The 12313-nt window shown below is 39.2% G+C and carries 12 protein-coding genes; 4 read left to right on the forward strand and 8 right to left on the reverse strand.

Annotated features, from left to right (window positions below; translation table 11 throughout):
- Positions 1-8: 8 nt before the first annotated feature.
- The 3 genes from AMET1_RS04850 to AMET1_RS04865 form a co-directional block, all read right to left on the reverse strand.
- Positions 9-899, reverse strand: a complete 891-nt coding sequence (locus AMET1_RS04850; RefSeq protein ID WP_086637339.1) for a GHMP family kinase ATP-binding protein — start codon at positions 897-899, stop codon at positions 9-11.
- Positions 900-921: 22 nt separating this feature from the next.
- Positions 922-1959, reverse strand: coding sequence for an ATP-binding protein (locus tag AMET1_RS04855; RefSeq protein WP_161490774.1), 1038 nt, complete (start codon positions 1957-1959; stop codon positions 922-924).
- 397 nt (positions 1960-2356) lie between these two features.
- Positions 2357-3232, reverse strand: a complete 876-nt coding sequence (locus AMET1_RS04865) for a protoheme IX farnesyltransferase (RefSeq protein ID WP_161490775.1) — start codon at positions 3230-3232, stop codon at positions 2357-2359.
- Positions 3233-3532: 300 nt separating this feature from the next.
- Here AMET1_RS04865 and AMET1_RS04870 point away from each other — a divergent pair, with 300 nt between their 5' ends.
- Positions 3533-4144, forward strand: a complete 612-nt coding sequence (locus AMET1_RS04870) for a DUF5828 family protein (protein ID WP_143406850.1) — start codon at positions 3533-3535, stop codon at positions 4142-4144.
- 71 nt (positions 4145-4215) lie between these two features.
- On the forward strand, positions 4216-5157 hold the full coding sequence (locus AMET1_RS04875; RefSeq protein WP_086637344.1) for an inorganic phosphate transporter: 942 nt from the start codon (positions 4216-4218) through the stop codon (positions 5155-5157).
- A 246-nt stretch (positions 5158-5403) separates the two neighbouring features.
- On the opposite strand, the gene mtaA is transcribed toward AMET1_RS04875, so the two are convergent.
- Positions 5404-6402, reverse strand: a complete 999-nt coding sequence (mtaA, locus tag AMET1_RS04880) for a methylcobamide:CoM methyltransferase MtaA (protein ID WP_086637345.1) — start codon at positions 6400-6402, stop codon at positions 5404-5406.
- Between the two features lie 969 nt (positions 6403-7371).
- Here mtaA and AMET1_RS04885 point away from each other — a divergent pair.
- Positions 7372-7884 carry a hypothetical protein gene (locus AMET1_RS04885; RefSeq protein WP_086637346.1) on the forward strand — a complete coding sequence of 171 codons (513 nt, stop codon included), beginning with the start codon at positions 7372-7374 and terminating at the stop codon, positions 7882-7884.
- 139 nt (positions 7885-8023) lie between these two features.
- Here the strand turns inward: AMET1_RS04885 and AMET1_RS04890 are convergent, their stop codons facing one another.
- The 4 genes from AMET1_RS04890 to AMET1_RS04905 form a co-directional block, all read right to left on the reverse strand.
- Positions 8024-8575, reverse strand: a complete 552-nt coding sequence (locus tag AMET1_RS04890; RefSeq protein ID WP_086637347.1) for a tyrosine-type recombinase/integrase — start codon at positions 8573-8575, stop codon at positions 8024-8026.
- Positions 8576-8626: 51 nt separating this feature from the next.
- Complete coding sequence (locus tag AMET1_RS04895; RefSeq protein ID WP_086637348.1) at positions 8627-9028, reverse strand: hypothetical protein; 402 nt, start codon at positions 9026-9028, stop codon at positions 8627-8629.
- Positions 9029-9253: 225 nt separating this feature from the next.
- Positions 9254-11059 (reverse strand): hypothetical protein, encoded by a 1806-nt coding sequence (locus AMET1_RS04900; protein ID WP_086637349.1) that lies wholly within the window; start codon positions 11057-11059, stop codon positions 9254-9256.
- 212 nt (positions 11060-11271) lie between these two features.
- The gene (locus tag AMET1_RS04905; protein ID WP_086637350.1) at positions 11272-12006 is read right to left on the reverse strand and encodes a phage NrS-1 polymerase family protein; all 735 of its coding nucleotides are present in this window, start codon (positions 12004-12006) and stop codon (positions 11272-11274) included.
- A 100-nt stretch (positions 12007-12106) separates the two neighbouring features.
- Between AMET1_RS04905 and AMET1_RS04910 the strand changes: the two genes are divergently transcribed.
- Positions 12107-12313, forward strand: a 207-nt coding sequence (locus tag AMET1_RS04910) for a hypothetical protein (RefSeq protein WP_143406851.1), incomplete at its 3' end; no start/stop codon positions are given.

Here is a 12313-nt window from a genome sequence, read left to right on the forward strand (position 1 = left end):
TCTCTGTTCTATGAGTCTGGGTATGTTATTTTTGCTCCTTTGTTGTTGGGTTTGGTGATGAATACGTTGTCGACTGTTTTTTTGGCGGTTTCAAAAGCTTCATCAACATCGTTTTCTAGTATTGCGTATATTGCTGGGCCCCATGAGCTCTGACCTACCGCAGGGGTATACTTTTTGAGTTGTTGAACTAGTTTCTGGCCTTCTGGGGTTGAGTAGGTATCTCCCTGTATTTCTTTGAAGGCCTTGCCCATCTCCCTTTGTACTTTGTTCAAGCTTTTTCCGAAGGTATGTAGGTCTTTTCCTATTGCTGGTATCATCCTTGTTATTATTTCGCTTGAAACACGCTCGCTATATCCTTTGATGGGTAGTGTTTCTTGGATCGATTTTGTTTCTTTGTTTCCGTGTTCTCCCTTTCCTTTTGGAACGGCTATCAATATCTGCCAGTTTTCTGGGAATTTCTCTATATACGTTTTGTTTTTTTGACCCATCTCTAGGATGAATCCGCCGTGTAGGTAGGCGTTTAAACCGACTCTTGAGTATTTTAGTCGACCTAGTTCTTTGGCAACCTTTTCTATATCGAGTTTTGGTTTGTAGAGTTTTTTGGTTGCTGTTAGTAGTGCTAGGGTGGTTTGTGTTCCGGAGCCAAAGCCCTTGTGAGGCGGTATGTAACTTTCAACCTCTACTTCCAAGCCAGGTAGGTCTAGATGGTGGACTATTTGTTGGGTTTTGTTTTTTATTTGTGTGTTTCCGTTTTTTATGGTTGTTTTGTTGGTTTTTTGTATTGTTAGTTTGTTGTTGGGTTTTTGGATTGTTAGGCCGATTCCTCCGAGGTTTTTTTGTTTGTTTAGGTTTAGGAATCCGAAGTGGAGGCGGCTTGGAGTTGTTATCTGGATAGCCATATACTTTCTTTAGTTTGGTTATTTATGTTATGTTTTGTGTGTTTTCTATGATTGTTCCTTTGTGTTTTTGTACGAATTTTGTGAATTTTTGTGTTTTTTGTAGTTGTATTCCGGCTCTTAATGCGTCTTTTATTAGTAGTACTGTGAATTCTGTTGGTAGTTGTTCTGCGTATTCCATTAGTCGTTGTTCATGGCCTGTTTGGTGTTTTGCTGTTTCTATTAGGCTTGTTATTATTACGTGTAGTATGTCGGGGCGTTCGGGTATGATGTTTTCTCCATCTAGGATTTGTTGTGGGTTTGGTAGTTCTTCTTTCATGCTGATGTAGGATTGGAATTCTCTGGCTGCTTCTAGTCCTATTGCGCTTGCTATGTCGTTTGTGTCTGTGAACCCGATTTCTAGGAGTTGTGAGACTCTTTCCCATGTTCGGGGGGTTGGGAATGCGTGTTCACTCTGTTCAGGCTGGAATTGGTAGAGCATTTCGGGTTTGAAGTTTAGGAATCCGATTACTCGTTCATCTACATCGTTTTTGTAGGCCCAGTCTTTCCAGTCTTCTATGTTTGTTTCTACTTCCCAGTGTATGAATCGGTTTGATAGGGGGGATTTCATTGGGTTTACTCCGGCACGGTCTTCTGGTCGGTTTCCAGCGGAGATTATCACCCATCTTGAGGGCATTTTATATTCACCGAGCTGTCTATCTAAAATCAGTTGGTATGCGGCGTTTTGAACCGCTCCAGGCGCTAGATTCAATTCATCCAGAAATAAGACGCCTTTTCCATCCCTAGGTAGGAAATGGGGTATGGACCAACGGACGAACTCATCTGAATCAAGTTTAGGAAGACCTCTCAAGTCAACCGGATCAAGCTGCGTCAAACGTAAATCAATAAAATTCTCCTCAACATCCATACCAAGCTCACTAACTATCTGCTGTATAATCGCAGACTTACCTATACCCGGACCACCCCACAAAAACACAGGCGGAGCATTCCCATCACCATCTAACGAATAACTAACCAATTTCCTAAGAGTATCTTTCGCCTCTCCTATCGTCTTAGTAGCCAACAACTAGATACACCATCCAAAAAACCAAACCAACCAAATCAATCAATCCAACTTACTCTCTTTCAATAAAATTTCCTCAACTAAGCAGTTTTCATTCTGCTATTAAATTTTTATCGTCGCGTTCATCCTGTTTATTTTGAATTTCTTCTATAGAAATTATAAACTTTTTAATTATTTTTCTAACAACCAACTTACTCTTCATTTTAGTTTCCTGCAACTTATTAAACTAAACACTCCATACCTATAGAACCTAAATACCTAAAAAAACTATCAAAAAAAAACACCGAAAACTAACAACAAACCCAATTTAAAAGACATTCATACAGGTTTTCTTATAGAAATTCTTAGTTAAAACTAATTTTAGATCTAAGTTTTATTTTGGTTGATATTGGTTTGTTTATATGAAGTATTCTAGTGTCATGATTAGGAATATTATTCCGAGGTATGGGAATGAGCTGATTTTGTAGAGGAGCCATGCGTTTTTTTCTTGTCGGTTGTAGTAGAGGTGTATTGAGCCTATTATCATTGAGATTCCTAGTATGGTTGCGGTTGTTAGGTATAGGTATGTGAATGTGCTTTGTATGTATAGTAGTATTGAGGTTATGAATATTAGTATTGAGAAGATTATGAATAGTTTGAATGGTAAGTCTCCTTGTTGGTTTACTGGGAACATTGTGACCCCTGCTTGTTTGTAGTCTTCTTTGTATGCTACCATCACGCTCCATACATGGACTGGGACCCAGACGAAAACTAGAATTGATATTAATAGTATTTTTAGGTTTAGTTCGGCTAGTGCGACCCAGGCGAATAGTAGTGGTGCTACGCTTGAATATCCCCCTAGTATGTGGGAAATCGATTTTTTCCTTAGCACGATTGATGTTAGGACTCCGGTTGCTCCAAAGAAGAATGCAAGGGGATGTAGGTAGATGCCTATTATCAAACTGAATATAACTAATGCTGTAGAGAAGTATAGGGCGTTTTTTGGTGCAACCCTCTGGGAGGGTATAGGCCTATCCTGTGTTCTACGCATCTGCCTATCGATGTCTCGATCCAAATAATTTGTTAGGGTTATAGTTCCAGAGACACCAGCAGTAACAGCCACCGCAACCAATAGATATGTATCAAGTGGAGGGATTCCTTGTGCCGCAATTATACCAGTAGCCAGTGCTGCAAAAATTAACAAAAACGTCTCCCTAGGCTTAACAAGCTCAACATACCGCCATGCCATACAAATCCATCGATTAAAGTCCGTTGTACGCTCAACATTCGACATAAAAACAACCATCAACCCAACCTAAATTTCAAACTAAAACCCAAACCAACCATAAAACACTTTTAGTTTATCGGTTTTTGTCGGTTGGATTCCATCAACCTTTACTATTTTTTAGGTTTTGTTTTTGTTTTGTGTTTTGCCCGTGTTGGGTTTGTTGGGCTTACCCAAATAGATGGGTTTGAGACACTTAAAACATATCTATCTATACCCGTTTTTTTGGGTTTTGGTTCGTAAGGTTTATAAGGTAGGATGACCTCTATATAACACTCACAGAGTAATAGATTTAGAGTAATAGATTTGGTGAAATATAGAATGGTAAACACAACCTTTTCAGGTATGAAGGTTGAGGGAGAGTGGAGTGAAGTCGTTGAAACGAGTAGGGAAGTCTCTAAGGTTCTTGAGGAGAATGGGTTTGAAGATGAGATTGATGACTGGAATTATTGGCGGCCTCGTGAGAACGAGGATTACAAACGGGATATGATCGATAAAACCGCTGAAGTTTCATGTACCTCTAAAAACCGTTTGGAAGAAATGGATAAAAAACCCAGTAAGGAAGTTAAAAATGGTTTTAAGAAGGTTAAGAAAGCGGTTGAAGAGGAAAGTGACCCGAAGGAACGTAGTGAAGAACTGAAAAAAGGAGTAAAGAAGTTCTATCTATCAGCGGACACCGTTGCCAGAAAAATGGTCCGCAACTTCGAGAAATTTGTTTTCAAAAACGTCATCAGCAAAACAAACCCACAATACTTCGACAGCAAAGTAATATCCGCACACCTAAACAAAAAAAACGCATTAAAAAACAAAATAAAAGGCAAAAAAAACAACAAATACGTTATGGAAATAAACATAAACGACACAGAAATACAAGAAAAAATAATGGAAAAAATAGACAGATGTCAAAACGCAGCCGGATAAAAACCACACTAAAACACGAGTAGACCGAAAAACACCATAATCTAACCATAAAGAAAGCGATGGATTGATAGATGCAGGAAATCCTACTGTTAATAGCGTTGTTCCTAAGCGGTTTGTTCACCGCTTGGATAATAGGTGCTAACAGTGCATCACCTAGTTTTGGACCAATAACATCAGCTGGAGTCATAGGCATATTCAAAAGCAGTTTAATAGTCGGGTTAGCCGCCTTCACAGGCGCAACACTCCAAGGAGGAGCAGTCGCTGAAACCATGGGAAACCAACTAGTAACAGGAGTCCAATTCACAACACCCCTAGCAACAATAATCCTAGCAACAGCAAGCATCCTAATACTCGGAGGAATCATATTCAAATACCCAATGCCCACCGCCTTCACACTATTCGGAAGCACAATCGGAGTCGGCCTAGCAGCAGGCGGTACACTACAAACAACCCAAGCACTCTACATACTAACATTCTGGCTAATAATACCCTTCATAGCAATCGCAATCAGCTACCCAGTAGCCTGGTACATGAACAACAACAAAATGAAAGACAAAAAACAACTAATAAACAACCTACTCCTATTCCTCGCAACATACACAGCATTCACAGCAGGAGCCAACCAATCCGGCCTAGTAGTCGGACCAATGCTAAACGCAATAGAAATAAACACAACAATACTCCTCATGTTCAGCGGAATCGGAATGATGATAGGCGCATGGACCGGCTCCCCAAGAATCATACAAGCAGTATCAAGAGAATACAGCCTCCTAACCTACAAAAACGCAACAGCCGCACTACTATCCGCAAGCCTAATAGCACACACAGGAACATTCCTAGGAATACCAGTCTCATTCAACGAAATAATCATATTCTCAATAATAGGATCAGGCCTAATAGGCGGAGCAGAAAAAATAAGCAAACAAAAAATCACCAAAACAATAATAATATGGATACTCGCAATAATCACATCAACAATAATAACATACCTAATCACAACAACACTAACCTAAAAAAACAAAAACAGCCAAAAACAAAACAAAAAAATTTAGACCATAAAAATACATAAATAATTATTAAAATATCCAAAATAAACAATATATAAAATAAGTGTGTTTGGTTTGACCATCCCCCACTCCAGAGCTAAAAACCCTTATACTATAGAGTTAGGGATTTATGTTGCCAAACCTTTCTGTAAACCACCTCGGGGTAAAGCCTCAAGGCACTCTCACTTCAAACCAAAAGATATTTTTTTGTTGTTATTTTTGGTAGTATTGGTTTCTTGCTTTTACTATTGCTTGTACGTTTTCTGTTGGTGTTCTGGGTGCTAGTCCGCAGCCTGGGGCGAGTATGTCGGTTCCGGCTTTTAGGGCTTGTTGGCATTCTTTGATTACTTCTTGTGGGCTGCCGTTTAGTAGGGTGTTTGGTGTGGATATGTTTCCTATTACTGATGCTTTGTTGCCGATTATTTCTTTGGCTTTTTGTATTTCTGTTTGTGCTTCGATGCTGATTCCTTCGAATCCACAGTCTGCTAGGTCTCCTATGATCTGGTCTATGTGGCCACACATGTGCATTATTATGTCGCCATCTACGTTCTCAACGAACTCCCTGTATGTTGGTTTAATCAGGTTTTTAAAGCTGTTTGGGTCTACGATGTCTAGTGTTGAGTATCCTGGTACGCATACAGCGTCGGCACCACTATCTAAAACGAGCTGCGCATACTCCATCGAAAGTTCATTTGAGACTTCAAGAGCCTCCTCAACCATTTCTGGATCTGTGATCAAGCCCTTTATGTAGTTGCTGGAACCAAGGATGTGGGCAGCAAGTTCATCCGGAGCCTCGATACCAACAATTATCGGGACCTCATCACCAACCTTGCTTCGAACTAGGTTGGCTGCCTCCAGAATCTCAGGCACCCTACCGGCCTGGCTTAAGTCATCCGGCATCTCAATGCCATCAAGCCCGGGATGTGTCTCAACTGAGGGCTGTGTATCCCGAGTGCCCTCCTTCAATCCACAGCCAACTACCTCGGCCAACGCAGTAAGACAATACGGATAGCGAACCGACTCAAGTCCCCCAACCTCATATGCTGCAACTGCAAGATCCGCCATCTTCTCCGCATCATAATGGGCTTCAGGCCAACTACTTCCACTTGCCTCCATAAAATCTACCGTACCTGTCTGAGTAACACTAACCGCAGGAACCATATCAACCTCTTCCCCACGCAACGCACCTAAAAACCTTTCTCGTAAATTCATAACACAAACTAATTAGACAGACCACAACTTAACAATTCTGAAAACTACCACTAAAAGATAAAACAAGTACTATCTTCTGGGGCAGTGTATAGATCCCACCCAGTCAAAGATTCTGTAACAAATCCAGTATCAACAGTAACCCATTCTAAAAAAACACCTGAAATAGCGAATAATGAACCAACTACGCCTAAAAAACACATAAATATTGAACCGTTCAGGTTTAGAACTATTTTTTGCCATCTTTACATAATAAAATAGAATTTAACAAATAATTTACCAGTAATAAAAAAAAGTTTCAAACAAAAAAACCCACAAAACAAGACAAAAAAACAACCTTAAAATAAATATCTCACTACGTGCACACACCCAAACACACCCATGTATATTAATGAATAGACATAAAAAAACACAATAAGGTTTTTTAATTATGGATGATGAAACAAAAAACAATATTGCTATCGGCTGGGTAATTATCGCGGCTATATTTGTGTTTGGATTTTTAGCGTTACTATGGTTGGAAATGCCATAAAGAAAACACGAAAGAACGGAAAACCTAAAAAATAAAACTCAAAGAAAACAACCTAAAAAACTACAATAAAAATTCACACACAAACCCCCTATACTATTTAATTATATGCGCGTGAGTAAAAAAAATAAGACTTTACATTTACCTAGTTATACGCGCGTGAACATATGAGAGAAACAAGACCTACCTTTATTTAGTTAAACGCACGTGAAGATCTCATTTCTTAAAGTTACACACACCAGGGGTTACATAAATAACAATTATAATTAATGACCCCTATCTGTTACAACCTAAAAAACCAAAAGAAAAAAACTACTTATAGATTTTTCTTCAGAGAAAAACCTTCTAAAAACCATTAAAATCACCATACACATACAGAAACCCTATAAACCACCAAAACTATATAAACGAACTGAACAATACTTCAAGATAGGTACTTACTTATGGGAAAAAACCTAGCAATAGTTTTTCTAACATTCGCAATGATCACAGGAGCAGCAGCTACAGCAGGATGCTTAGGAATACTAGACACAGAGCCAGAAGCAGCAGTCGAAGATTACTTCACAGCTAGTTTTGAAGGTGATTACGACGCAACAACAGATAAACTAATTCCTCAAGCTCAAATGCAAAATTGGAATGAAGATAGGATATTCGAATGGGAACAACAACGGCAGCAGATGGAGTTGATTTCAATTGATACCGAGGAATTGACAGTCGAAGAAGCAGCTGAAAAACTAGGGTATTCTGCTGAAAGAGGGTATTCTGCTGTTTACTCCTATGAATTTGACCTGGAGCAGGAGTTTTGGTATTTTAATGTTTATGATCACATTGACGACTGGGCACCTGTCGAAATAAGTATTATATATGAAGATGAGCATGGAACAGAACAATCAAATGATGGTGTGGTACATGTTGTTTTAATTGACGGTGAATGGCTATTTATACCTGTACGGTGAATGGCTATTAAGTTATAAATGGTTTTTAGTGGTTTGTTCCATACACCCTCCTCCCCTCCCCCAACACACTCTTTTTTTCTTTAGAGTATTTCTAGAACACAAAAACAACAGAAATGAGAGATTAAAAAAAGGGTTTTATTTATTTCCATATTTTCTGGTATTCTTTTTTTACGTCATCGGCTACTACGTCTAAATAGATCTGGGTTGTGGATAGGGAAGAATGGCCTAATATTTTCTGGAGGGTTCGGAGATCCATGCCTTGCTTTAGGCTATGTACCGCGAAAGAGTGCCTAAATTTGTGGGGGTGTGTTTTTATGTTTGTTTTTTCTGCGTATTTGGAAACTATGTTTTGTATTTGTCTTTTACCTATCTTGAAAACTTGATCTTGTTTTTTTAGGTTGTTTGTAAACATTCTTAAGAGGTTGCTGGTTTCGTTGGTTAGTGGTACTACTCTGTCTTTTCCTCCTTTCCCCTCACGTACTGTTATTGTGTTGTCTTTGAAGTCTATATCTTCAACCTTTAAAGTTGCTAGCTCACTTAGTCTTAAACCAGTTTCCCACATTATTTTGAGTATTAGATAATCTCGTTGGTTTTCCTGGTTGGCTTTTTCTAGCAATTTTTTGATTTCGTTTTTTCTATGGTATTTCGGTAATTTTCCTTTGTTGTTTTGGTATGTTTTGGTTGTTTTCATGTGTTTTTCACCCTTTTTGTTTTGTTTTTTCTATGAAACACGAAACGGGGTTTAGGGGTTGTTTTCATGTTTTTTTATCAAATCATGGTTTGGGTATAGGTCTTTAGGGTGGTGTTCTATGATTAGTTTTTTAGGTATCCATCGGATCCATGTGTTATCTCCGAGGTTATGGGCTTCTGGTTGTGTTATACCTACTCTTATGGCTTTTTTGCTTTCATCATATACGTTGGTTATTAGGATTAATCTTCTATCTTCCATGCGTACGCCTAAACGCCTGGGTGGTACTGTTAGCATACCAGTTAAACACGCTTTCTGCATAGCTAGCCAGTCAGGTAAAACCATTATTCCGATACAATCCAGTTCTTGAAATGTATTTTTGTATTTCTGGAATTGTTTTTCTTCATTTATGATTGTGTTAAAGAACTGGGTTTGTTGTAGGTATTTTTTTAACATTTTCTAAACCTCTTTTTAGAGGGGTGGTCTTTCGGGTTTTATGCACACAACCCCGTACCTTTGACCCCGAAAGTTGCCTTCTCTCAGGGGTTAGTTTAGGAAATTGTTTATTATCTTATTTGTGTTTGTTTTTTCACGTATTTTTTGCATTGTTTCGAGAAAATGCTTTGGGTTTGGCTCGTCTTTCCTCATATTTATGTTTTTAATTGTGTTTTGTTTCATGGTTTACCCTTCTTTGTTTTGGTTTGGTTTTGAGAGGTCCCAGGTTTCTATTTTGTTGTTTTCGTTGTTTTCGTTGTTTTCGTTGTTTTCGGTGTCGGCTAGTAGTGTTATTTTTCCTTCTTCCCGGAGTTTCTCGATTTCTTTAGCTGTTTTTTCGTTGTTTTCAAGTTCTGTTTCGTTGGTTAGTTTCTCGAGATATTCTTTTAGGATTAGGCCGGAATGTTTGTTTTGTTCGTAGTGGTCTATGATTATGTTTATTCGTTGTTTCTGGGGTTTTTGGGGTTGTTCTATGGTTTGGGTTAGGGTTTGGGTGTTTTGGCTTTCTTCGGCTTCTATGTGGTTTTGTGTGGGAAATTGATAGACATATCGGTTTCCTTGTTTTTCACGTTTTAGGTTGAAGATTTCTTTATAAGCTCTTTCGTTGGTTGATAGTTTCCGGCCTATTGTCTTTGGTTTGTAGTTGATATGTTCGTCTATTTCGTTGACCCTCTCCGCTATTTCTTTAGCTGTTAGTTCTTGGTTTTGTGGTAAATTGCCTTCGGCAATAGCTTCTTTTAGGTGTTGGAAAAGGTTGTCATCTTTAAGGGTCCACGCTGCTCTTTCAGTTTCCATTTTCTCGAATATCTGGTTTATGTCGTATTTTTGGTTTAGGTCTAGTGCTTTGGCTATTTTTTTGGCCATTATGGCCCAGTCAGCTAGGCGGTGGCTTGACCCTATGGTTTTGGGGTTGTTGTCTATGTAGGCTATTATTTGGTTTAACCGGTCCATGTACTCACTCCAAAGCTCATTATTATGTTCAAATATCGGCCGCCAAAGGTCCCTTTCTCCAACATATGGGTTTTGTTTATCCACAACCTGATCTAACCGGTCCAGGTGGAAAAGTAGGCTATGATCCATGATGTCGGCACGTCTAAACTCCACGTTTCGCGAGGTTATACCTATAAAGGTCTTGGGTTCGCCGTGTACTTCTTCATTATCTGTAAACAGTTTCCTTGTGGTTTGTCTAACTCCCGTTGCTGTTGCCGCGAGTGCATCTTCAAACCAGGGTTGTGGTTTGTTATCTATGTTGTCAAAAAACGTAAAGGGTTGTTGACTGCACGCAATGAAAAAATCTTCTTTAGCGTCAGGTTCGGACCTGGGGAGGTATTTTTCACCAACAAAAAATAGACCTAGTTTTTTGAGTGTTGCCGATTTACTGGATCCCTCACGGCCGTTAAATATCATTATTGGCTTGCTATTAACCGCTTCATTGAATGGAATAACATAAAAATGTAATAATAGCTGTAAACGTTGTTGGTCAGCGGTTAGGTTTGTGGTTGAGGTAAAAGCTGTTTGGTTAGCTATAAAGCTATGTAGTTTACACGTACCCGCTTTAAAATCACTTGATATTTTGCCTTTAACCTCGAAACCTAGCTCTCTTTCACTTTCTGGTATATATTTGAGTTCTCCCGTTGTTGCCTGATCCACAAAATAAATGCCTTTGGATCCGTTTTCTTGTTTTTTGATTTCCTGGCCATCTAGAACGTAATAGAGTTTGTTTCGGTCGTGGATATAGAGTTTGTTTTCGAGGTCATCATAATAAAACAGTTTCCGGACCGTTACTTCACGGCCTTTATATTCGGTATGGCTTTCTAATACACTTTCAATTAATTTACCTTCCTGGCTTGAGGGTTCAACGTCATATTTATCATATACAAGCTGGCCGATGTTGTTTAGGTTATAGACTTCGGTTTCTGGTTCGTAGTAATAGAAATAACCGTTATCTTTGTTTTTTAGAAATTCCCCTTTACCGTCTAAATCAAGTTTCACAGCTTCGGCTATAACCCGTTTCCTTTCAGATTGATCTATATTATTCTTTTTCCGGCCGATCCGGTTTCTCCGCAGCTTGTTTAACCCGGTCCTTAAGGTTTTGATGTTGCCGAAAAGGTCAGATACCGAAAAATAATTGTTGTGCTGTTCTTTGTTATCCCATTTACGCGCTAGCTCTTTAGGGTTAAAATCCAGGTTAAGCAATGCTTTTTCTATGATGGCCGCAGGTTTAGAAAGCTCTTTCTCCCGCTATCCCTTTTTTTATCCATAGAACTGGAGGTTTTGGGGTCGTAGGTTTCTGTGGTCCCTGAAATTGCTTTATCTATTGTGCGGTGCTGATAATCTCTGCGTTTCCGCCATTTCCGGCGTTGACCTAACGCCGATCGGCTAAACCAGTTTTCCATAAGTGAGGGGTCTTTCTGCGTGTAAAACGCCATTTTACTCATTAACGCGAGATCGGCTTCGCTTTGGCTGGGGTAACTGGATATGTCGCCCTGATATAGTTCTTTGAATTTATTGTCTTTCATTGCTATTTCATGAAGATCTTTAAGCTCGAGGCCATGCGGTTTAGACCCGTCTATATCCTTGTTTTCCGGGGTTTCTGGCTCGGGGTCAGACCTAGAAAGGTATTTATCCACAACCTTGTTTAATTCGTCTTGACGGCCTTTTATCTCGCTATAATCTCGGTATATACGGCCTGTGAATGTAAAGAAACGTAGGTTGTCGTATATCTCAATCTCACTTTCTGGGTTGTCTATAAGTTCAGACCTTGCTTTATCGGTTTCCTTATCCGCTTTAACAATAATATAAAAACCAGTTAAAGAAGGGGAATACTCGGTATAACTATCTAGTGTTTGTATTATTTCTTTAGCTTCTTTATTTGGTTTATCTTCATTAACCACATTGTCAAGGTCAACCCCAGTATAAGAGCCTGAACTATTGAACATATACCCAATTCCGGCAGCATCATGTTTTTTGGTTGTTTTTTATTGTGGGTTGGGAACTTGATATGTTGGTTTAGGTTTATTTTTTGGGTGGTGTTTGGATTTGGGTTTTCTTGATAAGATTCCTGGCTTTGGTGGTTTGTTTGGTGATAAAGAGGTTGAGGTGTCGTTGGATGGGGCTTTTGAGTTGTTTGAGCAGCGTACTCAGGAAGAGCGTGATAGTGCTCAGCAGGGGGTGCAGGAGCTTAAGGGTGAGCTTAGGGAGTTGTTTGTTGAGCTTGAGGATGTGGTTGAGGGGTTAAAGAGTTCC

It is taken from the genome of Methanonatronarchaeum thermophilum (genome assembly GCF_002153915.1).
GTDB classification, from domain to species: Archaea; Halobacteriota; Methanonatronarchaeia; order Methanonatronarchaeales; family Methanonatronarchaeaceae; genus Methanonatronarchaeum; species Methanonatronarchaeum thermophilum.